This is a genomic window from Serratia sp. 2723, assembly GCF_050434425.1.
Taxonomy (GTDB): domain Bacteria; phylum Pseudomonadota; class Gammaproteobacteria; order Enterobacterales; family Enterobacteriaceae; genus Chania.
The window spans coordinates 34,581-55,559 of the sequence record NZ_JBNDIN010000002.1 but is presented as its reverse complement, the minus strand read 5'-3'; the positions used below and the strand labels follow the sequence as shown (position 1 = coordinate 55,559).

General features: G+C 55.4%; 18 protein-coding genes and 1 other RNA gene. 13 read left to right on the top strand and 6 right to left on the bottom strand.

Going from position 1 to position 20,979, the window contains the following annotated elements; translation table 11 throughout:
* Window positions 1-135 precede the first annotated feature (135 nt).
* The gene (locus ABIE29_RS03040; RefSeq protein ID WP_429616783.1) at window positions 136-867 is read left to right on the top strand and encodes an oxidative stress defense protein; all 732 of its coding nucleotides are present in this window, start codon (window positions 136-138) and stop codon (window positions 865-867) included.
* Window positions 868-979: 112 nt separating this feature from the next.
* Here ABIE29_RS03040 and ABIE29_RS03035 read toward each other — a convergent pair whose 3' ends face one another.
* Window positions 980-1,873, bottom strand: a complete 894-nt coding sequence (locus ABIE29_RS03035) for a LysR family transcriptional regulator ArgP (RefSeq protein ID WP_429616782.1) — start codon at window positions 1,871-1,873, stop codon at window positions 980-982.
* 216 nt (window positions 1,874-2,089) lie between these two features.
* Between ABIE29_RS03035 and rpiA the strand changes: the two genes are divergently transcribed.
* Both rpiA and serA read left to right on the top strand, forming a co-directional pair.
* A complete protein-coding gene (gene rpiA / locus ABIE29_RS03030; protein WP_429616781.1) occupies window positions 2,090-2,749 on the top strand; it encodes a ribose-5-phosphate isomerase RpiA in 660 nt (219 codons plus the stop codon).
* 382 nt (window positions 2,750-3,131) lie between these two features.
* On the top strand, window positions 3,132-4,370 hold the full coding sequence (gene serA, locus ABIE29_RS03025; RefSeq protein ID WP_429616780.1) for a phosphoglycerate dehydrogenase: 1,239 nt from the start codon (window positions 3,132-3,134) through the stop codon (window positions 4,368-4,370).
* 47 nt (window positions 4,371-4,417) lie between these two features.
* Here the strand turns inward: serA and ABIE29_RS03020 are convergent, their stop codons facing one another.
* From ABIE29_RS03020 to zapA, 3 genes are all read right to left on the bottom strand, one after another.
* Window positions 4,418-5,026: a 5-formyltetrahydrofolate cyclo-ligase gene (locus ABIE29_RS03020; protein WP_429616779.1), complete on the bottom strand. Its 609-nt coding sequence runs from the start codon at window positions 5,024-5,026 to the stop codon at window positions 4,418-4,420.
* Between the two features lie 52 nt (window positions 5,027-5,078).
* Window positions 5,079-5,262, bottom strand: a non-coding RNA gene (gene ssrS, locus ABIE29_RS03015) — 6S RNA.
* 41 nt (window positions 5,263-5,303) lie between these two features.
* Complete coding sequence (gene zapA, locus ABIE29_RS03010; RefSeq protein ID WP_021179791.1) at window positions 5,304-5,633, bottom strand: cell division protein ZapA; 330 nt, start codon at window positions 5,631-5,633, stop codon at window positions 5,304-5,306.
* A 295-nt stretch (window positions 5,634-5,928) separates the two neighbouring features.
* Between zapA and ABIE29_RS03005 the strand changes: the two genes are divergently transcribed.
* The 8 genes from ABIE29_RS03005 (at window position 5,929) to ABIE29_RS02970 (ending at window position 16,882) form a co-directional block, all read left to right on the top strand.
* Window positions 5,929-6,507 carry a YecA family protein gene (locus ABIE29_RS03005; RefSeq protein WP_024486381.1) on the top strand — a complete coding sequence of 193 codons (579 nt, stop codon included), beginning with the start codon at window positions 5,929-5,931 and terminating at the stop codon, window positions 6,505-6,507.
* Window positions 6,508-6,597: 90 nt separating this feature from the next.
* Window positions 6,598-7,911 carry a Xaa-Pro aminopeptidase gene (gene pepP, locus ABIE29_RS03000; RefSeq protein ID WP_429616778.1) on the top strand — a complete coding sequence of 438 codons (1,314 nt, stop codon included), beginning with the start codon at window positions 6,598-6,600 and terminating at the stop codon, window positions 7,909-7,911.
* Window position 7,912: 1 nt separating this feature from the next.
* Entirely contained in the window at window positions 7,913-9,091 is a 1,179-nt protein-coding gene (gene ubiH / locus ABIE29_RS02995; RefSeq protein ID WP_429616777.1) for a 2-octaprenyl-6-methoxyphenyl hydroxylase, read from the top strand.
* A gap of 671 nt (window positions 9,092-9,762) precedes the next feature.
* Window positions 9,763-10,965, top strand: coding sequence for an FAD-dependent 2-octaprenylphenol hydroxylase (gene ubiI / locus ABIE29_RS02990; protein WP_429616776.1), 1,203 nt, complete (start codon window positions 9,763-9,765; stop codon window positions 10,963-10,965).
* A 517-nt stretch (window positions 10,966-11,482) separates the two neighbouring features.
* A complete protein-coding gene (gcvT, locus tag ABIE29_RS02985) occupies window positions 11,483-12,580 on the top strand; it encodes a glycine cleavage system aminomethyltransferase GcvT (RefSeq protein ID WP_429616775.1) in 1,098 nt (365 codons plus the stop codon).
* Between the two features lie 29 nt (window positions 12,581-12,609).
* Window positions 12,610-12,996, top strand: coding sequence for a glycine cleavage system protein GcvH (gene gcvH / locus ABIE29_RS02980; RefSeq protein WP_429616774.1), 387 nt, complete (start codon window positions 12,610-12,612; stop codon window positions 12,994-12,996).
* A gap of 85 nt (window positions 12,997-13,081) precedes the next feature.
* Window positions 13,082-15,961, top strand: a complete 2,880-nt coding sequence (gene gcvP / locus ABIE29_RS02975) for an aminomethyl-transferring glycine dehydrogenase (RefSeq protein ID WP_429616773.1) — start codon at window positions 13,082-13,084, stop codon at window positions 15,959-15,961.
* A gap of 174 nt (window positions 15,962-16,135) precedes the next feature.
* The gene (locus tag ABIE29_RS02970) at window positions 16,136-16,882 is read left to right on the top strand and encodes an SDR family oxidoreductase (RefSeq protein ID WP_429616772.1); all 747 of its coding nucleotides are present in this window, start codon (window positions 16,136-16,138) and stop codon (window positions 16,880-16,882) included.
* A 543-nt stretch (window positions 16,883-17,425) separates the two neighbouring features.
* Here the strand turns inward: ABIE29_RS02970 and ABIE29_RS02965 are convergent.
* Window positions 17,426-18,034: an HD domain-containing protein gene (locus tag ABIE29_RS02965; protein ID WP_429616771.1), complete on the bottom strand. Its 609-nt coding sequence runs from the start codon at window positions 18,032-18,034 to the stop codon at window positions 17,426-17,428.
* 245 nt (window positions 18,035-18,279) lie between these two features.
* Here ABIE29_RS02965 and trhA point away from each other — a divergent pair, with 245 nt between their 5' ends.
* Both trhA and ABIE29_RS02955 read left to right on the top strand, forming a co-directional pair.
* Window positions 18,280-18,954 (top strand): PAQR family membrane homeostasis protein TrhA, encoded by a 675-nt coding sequence (gene trhA, locus ABIE29_RS02960; RefSeq protein ID WP_429616770.1) that lies wholly within the window; start codon window positions 18,280-18,282, stop codon window positions 18,952-18,954.
* A 231-nt stretch (window positions 18,955-19,185) separates the two neighbouring features.
* The gene (locus tag ABIE29_RS02955) at window positions 19,186-19,683 is read left to right on the top strand and encodes a DUF2165 family protein (RefSeq protein WP_429616769.1); all 498 of its coding nucleotides are present in this window, start codon (window positions 19,186-19,188) and stop codon (window positions 19,681-19,683) included.
* Window positions 19,684-19,722: 39 nt separating this feature from the next.
* On the opposite strand, the gene ygfZ is transcribed toward ABIE29_RS02955, so the two are convergent.
* The gene (gene ygfZ, locus ABIE29_RS02950; RefSeq protein WP_429617073.1) at window positions 19,723-20,715 is read right to left on the bottom strand and encodes a tRNA-modifying protein YgfZ; all 993 of its coding nucleotides are present in this window, start codon (window positions 20,713-20,715) and stop codon (window positions 19,723-19,725) included.
* Between the last annotated feature and the right edge of the window lie 264 nt (window positions 20,716-20,979).

The following is a 20,979-nucleotide window of genomic DNA, read 5'->3' as shown; positions in this document are numbered from 1 at the left end:
TTGTTTGACCCGCTGCGCCTTACATGTCGAGACGATTGAAGTTCATCAGCCGTCAATTTGTCACTAATCTGAATTCCAAGGGCGGCAGGATGTGTTAGTTTTGAGACTAGGCAACTAGTCATTCAAGGAGACACTGTGAAGCTTAAAACATTGGCCATGGCCGCAATGATTGGATTAGGCACGTTACCTCTGGCGCTGCAGGCAGCAGAAGTCCCGGAAGGGCCGCATGTGGTCACTTCCGGCACGGCCAGCGTGGATGCCACCCCGGATATTGCCACGCTGGCGATCGAAGTCAGCGTCTCTGCCAAAGATGCCGCCCAGGCGAAAAAACAGGTTGATGAACGCGTAGCGCAGTATTTCGACTTCCTGCAAAAAAACGGCATTGAAAAGAAAGATATCAATGCGGCCAACCTGCGCACTCAGCCGGAATATGATTATCTGAAAACCGGTGAATCGCAGCTGAAAGGCTACCAGGCCGTGCGCCAGGTGCAGGTGACTTTACGCCAGTTGGATAAACTCAACGAGCTGTTGGACGGAGCGCTGAAATCGGGTTTGAACGAAATTCGTGCGGTTGAACTCGGGGTGGCCAAGCCAGAGGTGTATCGCGAGCAGGCGCGTCAGAAAGCGATTGAAAATGCCACTCAGCAAGCCGCCTCGCTGGCGCAGGGCTTTAAGGCCAAGCTGGGGCCGGTGTACAGCATTCGCTATCACGTTGCCAACTACCAACCGATGCCGGTCGCGCGCATGTTTAAAGCCGCTTCTGCGGCACCGGAAAGTGATGCTGCCCAGACTTACGAACAGCAAAGCATTCACTTTGACGATCAGGTGGATGTGGTGTTTGAGCTGCAACGTAACGCTGCGCAGTAATAGCCCTTTGCTGGAGATTGGTTTAATACGTCATTTGTACCTGCCATGCGTATAACCCAATGGATTTCAAGTTGCAGCTAGTCGCCTAGCTGCGGCTTGAAAGACGAAGGGTTCAATCCTGCCTTAACACCTGATGCCCATGAGACAGCAGTGCATCGGTAACCTTACGCATCATGCGGCTCTCCGGTGCAAAACGGTGCCAGAACAGCATACGGCGCTGGAACAGGCCCGGTGTCAGGTCGATCAGCTCTCCGCTCGCCAACTCTCGCTCAATCTGCAGATGTGGGATCATACAGCAGGTGGTGCCTTGCCGTGCCAACTGAACAAACGCCTCTGACGAGTTAACGATATGGCAGGGAACGCTACCCGGCGAAAGATCGAAGTTCTGCTGTAAAAACGCCTGATGCATATCGTCGAGATGATCGAATGCCACCGCCGGTGCCTTCAGCAGGGCGGAACGGGTCACCCCGTTGGGGAAATAGCGTTCGGCAAAGGCTTTCGACGCGACGAACAGATAGTCCAGCGCGCCCAACCGATCGACCAGGCAGCTTGGCAGCGGCTGCGGCTGGATACTGACCGCGCCTACCACTTCCCCTCGGCGCAGACGTTCCTGCGTACGGGTTTCGTCTTCCACCTGCAAATTCAGGCGCACCGGGGAATCGGCCAGCACCGGTTTTAGCGCCGGTAGCAGCCAGGTTGCCAGGCTGTCGGCGTTGACCGCCAGTGACAGCAACAGCGGCGTATCGACCCCATGGTCATTCCCTAACCACTCCTCTTCCAGCAGCTCGACCTGATGCAGCAAGGCCAGCAGTTTTTGACCCTGCTCGGTTGGGCGTGGTGGCACGGTGCGTACCAGCAGCGGTTGGCCGAACAGGTTTTCCAACTGTTTGATGCGCTGGGATACCGCCGATTGGGTGATGCAAAGTTTTTGTGCCGCGCGCTCAAAGCCACGCTCACGGATCACCGCGTCCAGCGCTTGCAGCGTTCTATAGTCTGGGCGTTTCATCGGAGAGAAGATCCCTTTTAGTAAATTGATTCAGGCACTATGCCACATTTTTACACTTTCTCAGGTGAAAAAATCCCGGTCAGCTTTACAGACCGAGCATCATTGGCAGGGCAATAAATGTGCGGCAGGTTAAATAAGTGTGTTTTAGCCTAAGTTGCTGTCGGTGATTTACCCTATAATACGCACACGTTTTCGTACATAGGCAATGAACACATCATGACTCAGGATGAACTGAAAAAAGCGGTAGGCTGGGCGGCATTGGAATACGTGAAGCCAGGCACTATCGTGGGCGTGGGCACCGGCTCTACTGCGGCTCACTTTATCGATGCGCTGGGTTCGATCAAACACCAGATCGAAGGCGCGGTATCCAGCTCAGACGCATCGACCGCCAAGCTGAAAAGCCTGGGGATCCACGTTTTCGATAGCAATGAAGTGGATTCGTTGGATATCTACGTTGACGGTGCCGATGAAATCAACGGCCACATGCAGATGATCAAAGGCGGCGGCGCAGCCCTGACCCGTGAGAAGATCATTGCGGCTATTGCCCGTCAGTTTATCTGCATTGTCGACTCCACCAAGCAGGTTGATGTGTTAGGTAAATTCCCCTTGCCGGTAGAAGTGATCCCGATGGCCCGCTCCTACGTGGCACGTGAGCTGGTCAAGTTGGGCGGCCTGCCGGAATACCGCCAGAACGTAGTGACCGATAACGGCAACGTGATCCTGGATGTGTACAACCTGGAAATCCTCGATGCCATCGAGTTGGAAAACAAGATCAATGGCATTGCTGGTGTGGTGACCGTCGGCCTGTTTGCCAACCGTGGTGCGGATGTCGCGCTGGTCGGCACGCCGGATGGCGTTAAGAAAGTGGTCAGATAATCGGGCCGTGAAACCGGCGAGCCTGCTGACAAAGCCTCAGCCGGTTCGCGGTTTTTTACTGGCTAACGGTTCGCCACGCATAATTCTTGTCTTAAAATATCTTTTCTTAAAATCGGTAAATTTGGTGACATATGTCACATTACGATAATAACCTCCGTTAAGCTTCTGTCTAAATCTTTCCCAATGGTATTTTCCACCAGAAACCACCGACATCGCTGAGCCTTGTGCTAACGGGCAGGCAATCGTTTGTATTGCCGGGCGCGTTATTTTTGTTATGTTGGGGGGACATGCTGTTGATTTTGAGTTGCTGCCGGTCTGGCGGCCACTGAAAGCTAATGGGGAAACAGCTGCTCTTCTGAAGTCTGAACATAGGGTCGGGTAAATGGCAAAAGTATCATTGGAGAAAGACAGGATTAAGTTCCTGTTGGTAGAAGGGGTTCACCAGAGCACCGTAGATAACCTGCGTGCTGCCGGATATAGCAACATCGAATATCACAAAGGTGCGTTAGACACCGAAGCGCTGAAGGCATCGATCCGTGATGCACACTTCGTGGGTATCCGATCGCGTACGCATCTGTCCGAGGAAGTCTTCGCGGCCGCAGAGAAACTGGTCGCGGTGGGCTGTTTCTGTATCGGCACCAACCAGGTTGATTTGAAAGCGGCGACCAAACGCGGCATTCCGGTGTTTAACGCGCCTTTCTCCAATACTCGATCCGTGGCCGAAATGGTGCTGGGTGAGCTGCTGTTGATGCTGCGTGGTATCCCGAAGGCCAATGCCAAGGCACACCGTGGCCAGTGGGAAAAGCTGGCTGTCGGCTCGTATGAAGCGCGGGGCAAGAAGCTGGGGATCATCGGCTACGGCCATATCGGGACTCAGCTCGGCATCCTGGCGGAAGGTCTGGGGATGAAGGTGTTCTTCTACGATATCGAGAACAAGCTGCCGCTGGGTAATGCCCAACAGGTGCGCCATCTGTCAGATCTGCTCAATATGAGCGACGTGGTCACGCTGCACGTGCCGGAAACGCTGTCGACCAAGAACATGATCGGCACCGAAGAGCTGGCGCTGATGAAGCCAGGGGCGATCCTGATCAACGCCTCACGCGGCACCGTGGTGGATATCCCGGCACTGTGTAACGCCTTGGCGAGCGACCATCTGGCCGGTGCGGCAATCGACGTGTTCCCGGAAGAGCCGGCAACCAACAGCGATCCGTTCAATTCTCCACTGTGCGAGTTTGATAACGTGCTGTTGACGCCGCATATCGGCGGTTCGACCCAGGAAGCGCAGGAAAATATCGGTGATGAAGTGGCTGGCAAGCTGGCGAAGTATTCCGATAACGGCTCAACGCTGTCTGCGGTCAATTTCCCGGAGGTGTCGCTGCCAGCTCATGGCCCGAACGCCAGCCGTTTGCTGCATATTCATGAAAACCGCCCAGGTATCCTGACGCAGATTAACCAGATCTTCGCTGAAGAAGGGGTGAACATCGCGGCCCAGTATCTGCAGACCAGCTCGGAAATCGGCTACGTGGTTATCGATATCGAAGCGGAAACCGAACGTGCTGATGCCGCATTGCAACGTATGAAAGCAATTGAAGGGACCATCCGCGCCCGCTTACTGCTGTAATCGGTAACCGACGGAAAACAGCAAGGCCGGAGCAATCCGGCCTTTTGCTATGCGGAAATTGGCCAGGACCAGGTGTGTGACGGGGTAATAATCTCTGGCAGAGGGATATCCCATTGCTCCACTGGCAAAGCACTAACCTGTTGGCAATCATGTGCAATCCCCATCGGATAGGGACCTGCGTGCTGCCAGTTTTGTAAGGTGCGATCGTAAAACCCGCCGCCCATCCCCAGACGTTGCCCTGCAGAATCGAAGGCGACCAGCGGCGTCAACACCACATCCAGCAGTGACACCGGCAAGACATGGCGGACATCGAGTGCTGGCTCAAGGATTTTGAAGCGGTTGCTAACCAGTTTTGTTTGCGCGGTGTAATGCAGGAACAGCAAGTTACCAGGGCTGAACGGATGCAAAACCGGCAGATAAACCTGTTTACCCAGCTGCCACAGCCGCTCGATCAGCGGGCCTGTATCCAGTTCGCCATCAAAAGAAAGAAATGCTGCAATGTGTCTGGCCGCCTGAATGCGTGGATGTTGCGCAATATTGCAGGCCATTTGCTGGGCGAAATCATGCTGTTGAGCGGGCGTTAAGGCACGGCGTCGTTGGCGTATTTCGTTACGGATGAGTTGGCGTTGCTGAGCGAACTGAGGTTGCAAAGACATAGTGTTAGATTCGCCAGTCGTGGTGAGTTAACACACTGAAAACGCAGATGAAGGGATCTCCGAGATGCCGTCGCAGGCTGTAACCCTTGAACCCATGGTTCAAGGTGAACGTGCTGTCACAATCTTAAGGCTTCTCGGACGGGCCGAGCATGCACACCGATCATGGATCATCACATTCTGTTGGTACTAAATATCGGCTCAGGGGACTGGCCCGCTGGCAAACATCTCAGAGAAATTTTTCACTCATTGCCGGAGCCTTCAACTCCAGCAACTTAAGTTATTCGAATTGTGCATCCTGACGTTCAGAGATGCGACCCTGTTCAAGCAGCGCTTGTTCAATGGTCTGTTGCAGCATACGAATTCGTTGTTCCATATTGGCCGCATAGTCACGCGTTTTCAAGCGTTCTTGAGCAAGTTCGTGACAGACATTCAATGCTGCGATAAAAACGAGTTGCTCTGTATTTGTGACTCTAGTGCGAACTTTAAGATCTTGCAACCGTTGGTTAAGATCTTCTGCTGCCATATTCAACGCATCTTGTTGTTCTGGCGGGCAATTGACTCTTAACGAGCGGCCAAAAATTTGAATATCTACCGGTTGTGCAGACATGCCACCTTCCTGCCTAAATTTCGCGCCAGCACCGGTCAGCCATTGCCGGGCTGCCGAAGCGGGCGTCACTATATACACCTGGGTACCAAGATTCAACACTTTTTCAGTACCTGGTTGTAATCTACCGCGCCTAACATTACCAGACAAAAAACGGTTGCAAAATGCGTATTTACCGTATGTTTATCCGATCTGAGCTGATTATAACTAGCCACTGAGGTGTTGCCTCAACTGGTATACCAACGGACCTTGGTGGTAGCATAACACGAACTTATCCTGCCAACGATGACGAATGCGCATGTCTATACAGAATACATTTCCAAGTTACCAATCTTTGACCGTGGCTCTGAACCAGCAGGCGGTTGCTTTGACCGCAGCCGAGATGCACGGTTTGATCAGTGGCCTGCTGTGCGGTGGCAACCGCGATGCCAGCTGGCAGACGCTGGTGTTTGACTTGACCAACGAGGGCATTGCCTTCCCGCAGGCGTTGAGCCAACCGTTACAGCAACTGCATGAAATCACCCGTGATACGCTGGAAGATGACGAATTCATGTTCCAACTGATGATGCCGGAAGGCGAAACCGTCAGCGTGTTTGACCGTGCGGATGCCTTGGCGGGTTGGGTAAACCACTTCCTGTTGGGGCTGGGCATGATGCAGCCGAAGCTGGCGCAGGTGAAAGATGAAGTGGGCGAGGCGATCGACGATCTGCGTAATATCGCTCAACTGGGTTATGACGAAGGCGAAGACCAGGAAGAACTGGAACAGTCGCTGGAAGAAGTGGTGGAGTACGTGCGCGTTGCTGCGCTGCTTTGCCATACTGAATTTACCCGCCAGAAACCGACGGCCCCGGAAAATAAAAGACCGACGTTGCACTGACCGGCGGATCCCGCGTCCGTTGGCCGAGAGCGCTGATAACCCCTACTGACTGCGTTCAGCAGGTGGCATAAACCGATTTCAGGAGATGTGATGACCCAGCAGGAATTTCATAAACGCCGTCAGGCTTTGTTGGCACAGATGGCTCCGGCCAGCGCGGCAGTGATTTTCGCCGCACCGGAAGCGACGCGTAGTGCAGACTCTGAATATCCCTATCGTCAGAACAGTGATTTCTGGTATCTCACCGGTTTCAACGAGCCGGAAGCGGTGCTGATCCTGGTGAAGAGTGATGAAACTCATAACCACAGCGTGCTGTTCAACCGCGTACGCGATCTGACGGCAGAAATCTGGTTTGGCCGCCGTTTGGGTCAGGACGCGGCTCCGGCCAAGCTGGGGGTAGACCGTGCGCTGGCCTTTGACGAAATCAACGATCAGTTGCACCTGCTGCTCAACGGCCTGGACGTGGTGTATCACGCGCAGGGGCAATATGCCTATGCCGATGAAATCCTGTTCGGCGCGTTGGATAAGCTGCGTAAAGGCTTCCGTCAGAATCTGGAAGCCCCTGCAACCCTGACGGATTACCGCCCGTGGCTGCATGACATGCGCCTGTTCAAGTCGGCGGAAGAAGTAGCGGTAATGCGCCGCGCCGGTGAGATCAGCGCCCTGGCGCATACCCGTGCGATGGAGAAGTGCCGTCCGGGCATGTTCGAATATCAGCTCGAAGGGGAGATCCTGCACGAGTTTACCCGCTTGGGTGCCCGTTTCCCGTCTTACAACACCATCGTCGGCAGCGGTGAAAATGGCTGTATCCTGCATTACACCGAAAACGAGTGTGAAATGCGTGACGGCGATTTGGTGCTGATTGATGCCGGTTGCGAATACCGTGGCTATGCCGGTGATATCACCCGTACCTTCCCGGTTAACGGCAAGTTCAGCAAGCCGCAACGTGAGGTCTATGACATCGTGCTGGCGTCGATCAACAAGGCGCTGGAACTGTTTAAACCGGGTATCAGCATTCGCGAAGTGAACGATCAGGTGGTACGCATCATGATCGCCGGGTTGGTTGAACTGGGCGTGATGAAGGGCGACGTGGAACAGCTGTTTGCCGAGCAGGCGCACCGCCAGTTCTTTATGCACGGCCTGAGCCATTGGTTGGGGCTGGATGTACATGACGTGGGCCACTATGGTTCAGCGAGCCGCGATCGCGTGCTGGAACCAGGCATGGTGTTGACGGTAGAGCCTGGCCTGTATATCGCGCCGGATGCCGATGTACCGCAGGAGTATCGTGGTATCGGTATCCGCATCGAGGATGACATCCTGATCACCCAAGACGGCAATGAGAATTTGACCGCCAGCGTGGTGAAGGATGCCGATGCGATTGAAGCCTTGATGGCGGCGGCCAGATAACATGAGTGTAATCATTGTGGGCGGTGGGATGGCGGGCGCCACGTTGGCGCTGGCGGTTTCATCACTGACTCAGGGTAAGGTGGTCGTCGATCTGGTGGAGGCAACCCTGCCAGACGATCGTGCACATCCAGGCTTTGATGCTCGGGCTATCGCTCTGGCGCAGGGAACCTGCCAACAGCTGGCGCGCATCGGCGTTTGGGCTGCGCTGCGGGACTGTGCCACGGCGATCGCTCACGTCCACGTCAGCGATCGCGGGCATGCCGGTTTTGTGAACCTGCATGCGCGGGACTATCAGGTGGAGGCGTTGGGGCAGGTGATTGAACTGCACGATGCCGGGCAGCGGCTGTTTGCCCTGCTGGCGAAAGCCCCTGGGGTCACTCTGCATTGCCCGGCCAAAGTGGTCGACGTGCTACGCACCGCCGATCGCGCGCAAGTGCAGTTGGATAACGGGCAGTGCCTGACTGGCCAGTTGCTGGTGGCGGCGGACGGTTCACGTTCGGCGCTGGCACAGGCCTGCAATATCCAGTGGCAGCAGAGTGATTACCCGCAGTTTGCCACCATTGCCAACGTTTCGACGGCCGAGGCTCCGCAAGGGCGGGCGTTCGAGCGTTTTACCCGCTACGGGCCGTTGGCGCTGTTGCCGATGTCTGGCGGGCGTAGTTCCCTGGTGTGGTGCCACGCACGGGAAACTCGTCAGCAGGTCGATAGCTGGAGTGACGAGCGTTTTCTCAGCGAGCTGCAACAGGCGTTCGGCTGGCGCTTGGGCAAGATGCTGAAGGCGGGTAAGCGCCACAGTTACCCTCTTAGCCTGTTGAGGGCCAATCAGCACGTTAGCCACCGCTTGGCGCTGGTTGGCAACGCGGCGCAAACGCTGCACCCGATCGCCGGTCAGGGCTTCAACCTGGGCCTGCGTGACGTGATGTCGCTGGCGGAAACCCTGGCAGAAGCCGCGCAGGCTGGCACCGATCTAGGTGCCTATACGCTATTGAGTCAGTACCAGCAGCGACGCCAGCAAGATCAGCAGGCAACCATTGGCGTCACCGACGGTTTGATCCGCCTGTTTGCCAATAGCTATGCGCCGCTGGTCGCCGGGCGTAATCTGGGGCTGATGGCAATGGAGCAGCTACCGGTCATGCGCGATGCCTTTGCCAAACGCACGTTAGGTTGGGTTGAACGCTAATTTATTCCCTCATACTTGCTTGCCGAAGTGGGGCAATATGTTGATAAAAGTCGCTGAATCAGCTCCCTCTCCCTGTGGGAGAGGGTTGGGCCGAAGTAGGGATGAACACTAATTTTTTGCCCTACCTGCCTTGCCGAAGTGGGGCAATATGTTGATAAAAGTCACTGAATCAGCTCCCTCTCCCTGTGGGAGAGGGTTGGGCCGAAGTAGGGATGAACACTAATTTTTGCCCTACCTGCCTTGCCGAAGTGGGGCAATATGTTGATAAAAGTCACCGAATCAGCTCCCTCTCCCTGTGGGAGAGGGTTGGGTCGAAGTTGGGATGAACACTAATTTTTGCCCTACCAGCCTTGCCGAAGTGGGGCAATATTTTGATAAAAGTCACCGAATCAGCTCCCTCTCCCTGTGGGAGAGGGTTGGGCCGAAGTAGGGATGAACACTAATTTTTGCCCTACCTGCCTTGCCGAAGTGGGGCAATATTTTGATAAAGTCACCGAATCAGCTCCCTCTCCCTGTGGGAGAGGGTTGGGCCGAAGTTGGGATGAACACTAATTTTTTGCCCTACCTGCCTTGCCGAAGTGGGGCAATATTTTGATAAAGTCACCGAATCAGCTCCCTCTCCCTGTGGGAGAGGGTTGGGGTGAGGGGCAAATTCAAGGAACTCAAGCAGCATGCAATCATTTGATGTGATTATCGCCGGTGGCGGTATGGTGGGATTGGTACTGGCCTGCGGTTTGCAGGGCAGTGGCCTGCGCATAGCGGTGCTGGAACATCGGCAGCCAGATTTATCACCGCTGCCAGAACAGCCAGCGTTGCGCGTATCTGCCATTAACGCCGCCAGCGAGCGCTTGCTGCAAAGCATTGGCGTGTGGGATGAGATCCGCAATCTGCGTGCCAGCCCGTATAACGCGATGGAAGTCTGGGATCGTGACAGCTTCGGCAAGATCGCGTTTCGCGGCGACGAATGTGGTTTCAGCCATCTCGGCCATATCATAGAAAACGAGGTGATCCAGCAGGCGTTGTGGCACAAGGCGGCCACGTTGGCCGACGTGACGCTGCTCGCTCCGGCCGCGCTGAAACAGGTGGCATGGGGGGAAAACGACGCCTTCGTCACGCTGGAAGATGGCCGCATGTTAACCGCCCGGTTGGTGATCGGTGCCGACGGTGCCAACTCCTGGCTGCGCCAGCACGCCGATATCCCGTTGACCTTCTGGGATTACCGCCACAGCGCGCTAGTGGCGACCATTCGTACCGAAGAGCCCCATTTGGCCACGGCCCGCCAGGTGTTTCATGGCGAAGGGATCCTGGCCTTCCTGCCGTTTAGCGATCCGCATTTGAGTTCGATCGTCTGGTCGGTCGCGCCAGAAGAGGCAGAACGGCTGCAACAGCTGGAACCGGGTGCCTTTAACCGCGAACTGGCGATGACCTTCGATATGCGTTTGGGCAACTGCCAACTCGAAAGCGAGCGGCTGACCTTCCCACTTACTGGGCGCTATGCTCGCAGCTTTGCTGCCCATCGTCTGGCTTTGGTGGGGGATGCGGCACATACCGTGCATCCGCTGGCCGGGCAGGGTGTGAACCTGGGCTTTATGGACGCCGCCGAGCTGATTTCCGAACTGAAACGGCTGCAACGTCAGGGCAAGGATATCGGTCAGCATCTGTATCTGCGCCGTTATGAGCGCCGCCGCAAGCACGGTGCTGCGGTGATGTTGGCGAGCATGCAAGGGTTCCGCGAACTGTTTGCAGGCCATAACCCGGCGAAGAAACTGCTGCGTGACGTGGGCTTAAGGCTGGCCGACAGCCTGCCGGGCGTGAAGCCGAAACTGGTGCGGCAGGCGATGGGGCTTAACGATCTGCCGGACTGGCTTGTCTAAAACCTTACTAGGTAGGGGGCAGTGTAGTTGTTAAATGGGCGCTGCATACGGCGCCCGCTAATCTGCATGTTTACCCGTCATCGATTTCCCTTATACCGCCCTTCGTTTGAGAAATTCTAATTTCAGACAAAATTTTCCATTACTTTTTCTAATTCCATGGTCGGTTATCAAAAACCGATATTCTTCATCCCAGCATCGGTTTGTTATATAACTTCGGATTTTTGCCGCTTTAATTGTTAATTTTGTGCCTTAAAGCGCATTTTTCCAGTGAAAAACTCTGCAAACTAACGCGGCATTTTACCGACCCTGAACCCGCTCGAGCCTATTTTAACTTATGGTTAATAGGGGCGTTCGGTGTTAACGTCAGGGCAAAGGTATCGTTTGCGTCGTTGACCATTAACGAGGCAATTTGTGTTGAGCAGCCAGCGTGTTTCGCGTAATCAGGCCCGCGAGCTACACCCGCCTTATTGCGTAATAACACCCTGTCTTCGGCTACTTGAGTGAAAAGAGGGAAAAGATGGCAAAGCAAACCCCACTGTACGACCAGCACGTGGCGTGCGGTGCGCGCATGGTTGATTTTCATGGCTGGATGATGCCGCTGCACTATGGCTCCCAGATTGATGAACACCACGCCGTGCGTCAGGATGCCGGTATGTTCGATGTCTCCCATATGACCATCGTGGATCTGCGCGGTGCCCGTACCCGTGAATTCCTTCGTTACCTGCTGGCGAACGATGTCGCCAAACTCACTCAATCTGGTAAGGCGCTGTATACCGGCATGCTGAATGCGTCCGGCGGCGTGATCGACGATCTGATCGTCTATTTCTTTACCGAAGACTATTTCCGTCTGGTGGTGAACTCCGCCACCCGCGAAAAGGATCTGGCCTGGATCGAACAGCATGCGGCTCCGTACAACGTTGAGCTGACGGTGCGCGACGATCTGGCGCTGGTTGCGGTGCAAGGCCCACAGGCTAAAGAGCGCGCCGCCACCTTATTTACCCCAGAACAGAAGCAGGCTGTGGACGGCATGAAGCCTTTCTTCGGCGTGCAGGCGGGGGATCTGTTTATTGCTACTACCGGCTATACCGGCGAAGCGGGCTATGAAATTGCCTTGCCGAAAGAGCTGGTAGTGGATTTCTGGCAGAAACTGCTGGCAGCAGGGGTAAAACCTGCCGGACTTGGTGCCCGCGACACCCTGCGTCTGGAAGCCGGCATGAACCTCTACGGCCAGGAAATGGACGAAGGCGTTTCACCGTTAGCCGCCAATATGGGCTGGACCGTTGCCTGGGAACCGCAGGAGCGTCAGTTTATCGGCCGTGAAGCGTTGGAACAGCAACGCGAAAAAGGCACCGAACAACAGGTCGGCTTGATCATGACGGAAAAAGGCGTATTACGTAATGAGCTGCCGGTGCATTTCACCGATGCGAACGGTCAGCCGCAGGTTGGGGTGATTACCAGCGGTTCTTTCTCACCGACCTTGGGCTTCAGCATTGCGCTGGCAAGGGTTCCGACTGGTATCGGTGAACAGGCTATCGTACAGATCCGTAACCGTGAAATGCCGGTGAAAGTCTGTAAGCCAGGCTTTGTGCGTGCAGGTAAGTCACTGATCAATTAGTTTTTATTCTTCGAAGGAGTAGCAGGCCAATGAGCAATGTGCCAACAGAATTGAAATACGCCACCTCCCATGAGTGGGTGCGTGACGCAGGCAACGGCGAATTCGTTGTCGGTATCACCGAACACGCGCAGGAACTGCTGGGCGATATGGTCTTTGTCGATCTGCCGGAAGTCGGCGCCACGGTTTCCGCGGGTGATGACTGTGCCGTTGCGGAGTCGGTCAAGGCCGCTTCCGATATTTATGCGCCAATCAGCGGTGAGATCATTGCCGTTAACGGCGAACTGGAAAGCTCCCCGGAGCTGGTCAACAGTGAGCCGTACGGTGAAGGTTGGTTGTTCCGCATCAAGGCATCCGATGTGGCAGAGCTAGACAAGCTGCTGGATGCTGGCGCTTATCAGGCCTCCATCGACGAGTAATCACTACCACGCCCCACCAACCTGTGGGGCGTTTTGCAGTTCAGGCTATATCCCGTACCCCGCAAGCATTCAGGAATTTGTAGCAATGACTCAGACACTCAGCCAACTTGAACACAGCGAAGCGTTCATCGAGCGCCACATCGGCTCTTCCGCAGAGCAACAGCAGCAGATGCTGGAAGCCGTGGGCGCTCGCTCGCTCAGCGCGCTGATCCAACAGATTGTGCCAGCCGATATCCAACTGCCAGGACCACCGCCGGTAGGCGATGCGGCTACGGAACATCAGGCGCTGGCCGAACTGAAGGCGATTGCCTCACAGAATCAGCGCTACAAATCCTATATCGGTATGGGTTACAGCGCGGTGCTGACGCCGCCGGTGATCCTGCGCAACATGCTGGAAAACCCAGGCTGGTATACCGCTTATACCCCTTATCAGCCGGAAGTGTCGCAAGGCCGCCTTGAGGCGCTGCTCAACTTCCAGACGCTGACTCTCGATCTGACCGGGCTGGATCTGGCCTCTGCCTCCTTGCTGGATGAAGCTACCGCTGCCGCAGAAGCGATGGCGTTGGCCAAGCGAGCCAGCAAACTGAAAGACGCCAACCGCTTCTTTGTGGCCGACGATGTGCACCCACAAACGCTGGATGTGGTACGTACCCGCGCCGAAACCTTTGGCTTTGACGTGATCGTCGACAAAGCGGCGAAGGTGCTGGAACTGCAAGGCGTGTTTGGTGTGCTGCTGCAACAGGTTGGCACCACCGGTGAACTGCACGATTACAGCGCCCTGTTGGCAGAGCTGAAAACGCGCAAAATCATCACCAGCATGGCGGCCGACATTATGGCGCTGGTGCTGCTGACGGCACCGGGCAAGCAAGGGGCCGACGTGGTATTCGGCTCTGCGCAACGTTTCGGCGTACCTATGGGTTACGGTGGTCCACACGCGGCGTTCTTCGCCTGCCGTGACGAATTCAAACGCTCGATGCCAGGCCGTATTATCGGGGTATCCCGTGACGCTGCCGGCAATACCGCGCTGCGCATGGCGATGCAAACCCGTGAACAACATATCCGCCGCGAAAAGGCCAACTCGAATATCTGTACCTCGCAGGTGCTGCTGGCCAACATCGCCAGCCTGTATGCGGTGTACCATGGCCCACAAGGTCTGCAACGTATTGCCGGGCGTATCCATCGCCTGACCGATATCCTGGCCGTTGGCCTGCAACAAGCGGGTCTGACACTGCGCCATCAAACCTGGTTCGACACGCTGACCGTGGAAGTGAAAGACAAGGCGGCAGTGCTGGAGCGCGCGCTGGGCTTTGGCATCAACCTGCGTACCGATATCCACGGAGCAGTCGGCATCACGCTGGATGAAGCCACTTCCCGTGAAGATGTGCAGACGCTGTTTGCCCTGTTGGCTGGCGATAACCACGGTTTGGATATCGATGCGCTGGATGCCGCCGTGAGCAAAAACAGCCAGTCGATCCCGGCGGCCATGCTGCGTAAAGATCCGATCCTTACGCATCCGGTGTTTAACCGCTATCACAGCGAAACCGAGATGATGCGCTATATGCACCGTCTGGAGCGTAAAGATCTGGCGTTGAACCAGGCGATGATCCCGCTGGGCTCCTGCACCATGAAGTTGAACGCCGCTGCGGAAATGATCCCGATCACCTGGCCGGAATTCTCTGAACTGCACCCGTTCTGCCCACCAGAGCAGGCAGCAGGCTATCAACTGATGATTGGGCAGCTTTCTCAATGGTTGGTGCAACTGACCGGTTACGATGCGGTTTGCATGCAGCCGAACTCGGGCGCACAGGGTGAATATGCCGGTCTGCTGGCGATCCGTCGCTACCATGAAAGCCGCAATGAGGCTGGGCGTAATATCTGCCTGATCCCAAGCTCGGCGCACGGTACCAACCCGGCTTCTGCCCAGATGGCGGGCATGGGCGTGGTGGTCGTGGCCTGTGACAAGAATGGCAACATCGATCTGCACGATCTGCGGGTGAAGGCCGAGCAGGCCGGGGAAGCCCTGTCCTGCATCATGGTGACCTACCCGTCAACCCATGGCGTGTATGAAGAAACCATCCGCGAAGTGTGCCAGATCGTGCATCAGTTTGGCGGCCAGGTTTACCTCGACGGTGCCAACATGAACGCGCAGGTGGGGATCACCACGCCGGGCTATATCGGCGCGGACGTATCGCACCTCAACCTGCATAAAACCTTCTGTATCCCTCACGGCGGTGGCGGCCCAGGTATGGGACCTATCGGTGTGAAATCTCATCTGGCACCGTTCGTGCCGGGCCACAGCGTGGTGCAGATTGATGGTGTTACCACCCAGCAAGGGGCAGTTTCTGCTGCACCGTTCGGCAGCGCCTCTATCTTGCCGATCAGCTGGATGTATATCCGTATGATGGGCGCGGAAGGGCTGAAGCAGGCCAGCCAGGTGGCGATCCTGAATGCCAACTACATCGCAACCCGCCTGAAAGACGCTTATCCGGTGTTGTATACCGGCCGCGATCACCGCGTAGCGCACGAATGTATTCTGGATATTCGCCCGCTGAAAGAACAGACAGGCATTAGCGAGATGGATATCGCCAAGCGCCTGATCGACTACGGTTTCCATGCGCCGACCATGTCGTTCCCGGTGGCAGGCACGCTGATGGTTGAACCGACCGAGTCGGAAAACAAGGTGGAACTGGATCGCTTTATCGATGCGATGCTAGCTATCCGCAGCGAGATTGACCGAGTGCAACAAGGCGAATGGCCTCTGGAAGACAACCCATTGGTTAACGCACCGCACGTGCAGGCGGAACTGGTTAACGACTGGCAGCATGCTTACAGCCGCGAGCTGGCAGTGTTCCCGATAGCGGGTGTGCGTGATAACAAATACTGGCCGAGCGTGAAGCGCCTGGATGATGTCTACGGCGATCGTAATCTGTTCTGCTCTTGCGTACCGATGAGCGACTACGAATAACACTATTTTGCCAAAATGATGATCGAGGGATACGGCATAAAGCCGTGTCCCTTTTTTATTGCAGCACCGTAGCAATTGCGGTTCACTGATTAATCTACCGTCGAGCAGCAAGTTGCCTGACTTGCTTGCGTAAATACCCGCTATCGTTTCTGATCTCAATAGCAAGGAACAATAATGACAAAAGTAGTGTTAGTGACCGGTGCCAGCCGGGGCATAGGCCGCGCGACGGCATTATTATTGGCCCAGCAGGGCTATGCGGTGGGCGTCAATTATCTGCGTGATAGCGCTGCTGCTGAATTAGTGGTGGCGCAGATCCGCCAACAGGGTGGCAAGGCACTGGCTTTGCAGGCAGATATCGCCGAGGAAGCAGAGGTAGTGGCGATGTTTGCCGAACTGGAAACCACGTTGGGGCCAATTGATGCACTGGTCAATAACGCAGGCATTCTGTTCCAACAGGCGAGCATTGAGCAACTCACCGCCGAGCGGATCAATAAGGTGCTGACGACCAACGTCACCGGGTATTTTCTCTGCTGCCGCGAAGCGGTAAAACGTATGGCGTTACGCCATGGTGGGCAGGGAGGAGCGATCGTCAACGTGTCTTCCGCTGCGTCGCGTCTGGGGGCTCCGTGGGAGTATATCGACTATGCGGCGTCAAAGGGGGCTGTGGATACGTTGACTACCGGTCTGGCGTTGGAAGTGGCGGCACAGGGGATACGCGTCAACTGTGTAAGGCCAGGTTGTATTTACACCGAGATGCATGCCAGTGGAGGAGAACCTGGGCGGGTAGAGCGGGTGAAGTCTGCGTTGCCAATGCAGCGGGGTGGTCAGCCAGAGGAGGTGGCGCAAGCTGTGGCCTGGCTGCTTTCCGATGCGGCGTCCTACGTCACCGGCAGCTTTATCGAAGCCGCTGGTGGACGTTAAGTACGACAATCGCGGTGTCCCCTCACCCCAACCCTCTCCCACAGGGAGAGGGAGCCAGTTCAGTGTGGTGGTCAGGTGCCGTGATCACTCTGCTTCCCGGTGCAAAGGGAAACTGATTCAGGAAGTTGGTCGGGTGGGTTTCTGCAACTGATAGCAACTCGATCGGTCAGGGCTAAGGAATCCCCAGAAAAATTGAGGCGAGAAATAGGCTGCTTTTCACATAGAAACGGGATGAAAAACAGCCTTAAGCAGACGAGAAGAGGTCGTTTGTAATTCTCTCACTGCCAATTTACGAACAAAATGGAACAGATTGTTCGTAAAACACGCGTTCTAATTCTCTGAAATCAGTAACAAAAAATTAGTGGGGATTCCTCAGCCCACAGGGAGAGGGAGCCAGTTCAGTGTGGTGGTCAGGTGTCGTGATCACTCTGCTTCCCGGTGCAAAAGGAAACTGATTCAGGAAGTTGGTCGGGTGGGTTTCTGCAACTGATAGCAACTCGATCGGTCCCCTCTCCCTGTGGGAGAGGGTTAGGGTGAGGGGCATTACTTCAGCCAGCCTTTACGCTGTGCATCCCGCAAATGCTGCTCCAAATGTTGCCACAGCTCGGGATGGATCTCGGCAATCATCGTATTACGGTCCAAGACCTGTTGCAGGCTGATATCATTCTCTACCCAGCTCTGACCGCCGTTGTGCAGGTTCATCAGCATTGGCATACAGCGATCCAGCACCAACGCAAAGCGGGCATCGGCACTTTCGCCTGCTTCATACTCCTGCCACAACGCGGTGAAAACCTCACGTTGTGGTTCCGGCAATATCCCGAACAGCCGTTTTGCCGCCGCTACTTCCTGGTCGTGGATCGCCGCTCGTGCTGCCAGATCGTAAACCATGACGTCACCGGCATCGATCTCGACGATATCGTGCAGTAGAGCCATCTGGATCACACGCTGAATATCCACCTCATCGCTGGCATAAGGGGCCAGGCTCAAGGCCGCAATGGCAAAGTGCCAACTATGCTCGGCCGAATTTTCCTGACGCTGGGTGCCCATCACCTTGGTACGGCGTTGCACGCTTTTAAGTTTGTCGATTTCCATCAGAAACTGGATGGTTTGAGTCATGGAGCCAAAGTCTAAGGCGGGTACAGCGGATGACATGATACGAACCTCGAGGTGAATGGTGGGATACCCGATGTTTTTCAGCCGCACTGACGCCAACTGAAATCCATAGGGTGCAAAGCATATCGATTGTAGCCCAGCGGGCTGAGGATTTCGATGCTGGCATGGTGTTACAAGCACTCACATTTTTATTTTAGCTTACACGTGTACACTGGAATCGTTCTCAGTTAATCTCATTTGCAGTGAATTCGCACAATATGCGTTGTTTTGAGGGGTTGCGCGTTATGGGGAAAAAGGACGAAGTGAAAGTCGGGGCAGACCAGTTGTCCGCCACGGCTTATCCATGGGCAGAGGAAATTGCCAACAGCATCAGCCACGGTATCGGTTTGGTGTTTGGGATTGTCGGCCTGGTGCTGCTGTTGGTTCAGGCGGTAAACGACGGCGCTGGGGTAACGGCTATCACCAGTTATAGCCTGTATGGCGGCAGTATGATCCTGCTGTTCCTGGCTTCAACGTTGTATCATGCCATTCCACATCAGAGAGCCAAGCATTGGCTGAAAAAATTTGACCACTGCGCCATCTACCTGCTGATCGCCGGAACCTATACGCCATTCCTGCTGGTGGGTCTGGACTCACCGTTGGCGCGTGGGCTGATGGTGGTGATCTGGGGGCTGGCGCTGTTCGGCGTGATTTTCAAACTGGCATTTGCGCACCGTTTTGAGGTGCTGTCGCTGGTGACCTATCTGACCATGGGCTGGCTGTCGCTGATCGTAATCTATCAGTTGGCGATGCGCCTGGAAGCCGGTGGGGTCACTTTGCTGGCGGTTGGGGGCGTGGTGTATACGCTAGGGGTGATTTTCTATGCCTCGAAACGCTTCCGTTTTGGCCATGCGATCTGGCATGGTTTTGTGCTCGGCGGCAGCGTGTGCCACTTTATGGCGATCTACCTTTACGTATAACCCATCGATCTGTTGTCGATATATTGCCAAAGCGTTTCTTTTGGGTTAAAAAGAGGCGCTTGTTTCTTTCGGGTATCCAGCAAGCCTTGGTTTTATTTCTGAGCCCGCCAAACCTCTCGCTTTCAAGCCGCAGGGGGTTGGCTGCGCTGGCTGCTGGCTGACCTGCATCTTGAGATCTGAGGGGTAGTTTGCACCTCCCGGTGCCTTTAATCATTACCCAGGACTCAATTTATGATCGTTCGTTTATCCAAAGCGCTGCTGGTTTGCGCTATCGCGCTATTTGCCTCATTGGTAGCCTTTGGCAATATCACCGATTACGGCACCAACTTTGCTTTCGTACGCCATGTTTTTATGATGGATACGATCTTCCCTGATGCCACTATCACCTATCGTTCCATCCAGTCGCCATGGCTGCATCAGGTGGGATATATCGGCATTATTGCGTTGGAAACCCTCACCGCTATTTTGTGCTGGATTGGAGGGATCCGTCTGCTGTGCGGTCTGAAATTGCCAGCGGCCAGCTTTAACCGGGCCAAGACCTTTGCCATCGCGGGGTTGACGTTAGGCTTCCTCACCTGGCAGGTGGCCTTTATGTCGGTTGGCGGCGAGTGGTTTGGCATGTGGATGTCAAAACAGTGGAACGGTGTACCTGATGCTTTCCGCTTCTTTGTCACCATTTTGCTGGTGCTGATTTATCTGGTGCCGCGTGATGGGGAATTGGACGAATAACTCGTCTGGCCGCAGGCGCGATGCCTGCGGCCAAACCACTTACTTTTCTTCCGCCAGTGAGTAAGGCAGAGGCTTGATGGTGAGCTGGCTGCTGGCATCATCGCGTACGCGCAGCACGCTGTCCGCTTCCAGATCGTTATTCATCACCACCTGCACCCACAGCGTCCCGTCAGCCAGCGCGCTTGCCGCCAGCACGGTGCCGGTACGGCGCCAGTTTTCGCCCAGCCGCAATTCCAGATCGTCACCCGCCTGTGGAACCTGGCTGGCTTTACCTTCCAGCCAGTACAGGGCACGTTTGTTGGCTCCCCGGAACTTGGCTCGAGCCACCATTTCCTGCCCGGTGTAGCAGCCTTTGCTGAAGCTGATCCCGTCCAGCGCTTGCAGATTGGTCGCCTGAGGGATCAGTTGCGCGCTGTTTGCTGCATCAATCACCGGATAACCGGCCTCGATATCCAGGGCCAGCCATTGGCGGCTGTCGTTCAGCTCAGCCTGCCCTTCCAGCTTGGAAGCTAGCAGAGCTGCGGTTTCTGGCGTGGTGATCAAGGCAAAACGTTCTGCTGGCAGCGCAAAGTGCAGCAAGGTGGTATCACCGTCTTGCACCACTTGATGTTCTGCATCTGGCAGGGTGCTAAACACCTTCGCCAATGCGGCCCGCGCCTCAAGGCCAGCGAGGCCCAGCAGCACCGCATCGCTGTCTGCCGCAATGGTGATCTTGGAGAACACCGCGTATTTCTTTATTTCCGCCAGTTGGCTTTCCAGCACGCTGCGGCGCTCAAGATAGGCAAAGCCTTCACCGCGGTGGAATAAACGCAGGTTGCTCCACATTTTGCCTTTGGCATCGCAATGGCCGCACAGCACGTGTTGATCGGCCACCAGCTTGTCGATATCAGCCGTTACCTGGCCCTGAAGATATTTTACCGTGTCTGGCCCACTCAACTGCACCATGGCCCAATCTTCCAGTGAGATCAGCGTCAGTGGCAGATGGGAGGAGGCGGAAGGTTGACGGGGTGGAAAAGGAATATTGAACGCCATAATCGGTTCCTGCTGCATGTTTAGCATACCTGTTGGGGTTGCTACCATGGTAAAAGAGGTGGCTGGCTTTGCAAACAGTTATTACCAGGCAGCGCTTTTTTTGACATTTTACGTTTTGTTTGGTGAACGCCCTTCCCGGCGAGTATGTCAAATTGTTACTCTAGGCGCTTACGGTCAACGAGACCCAATTGTGCCCAAATCGTTGGCTGACGGAATTAAATTGTGCGTGTGTTGCCATACCTAGTGTCGGTTGCCCAAGAGCAT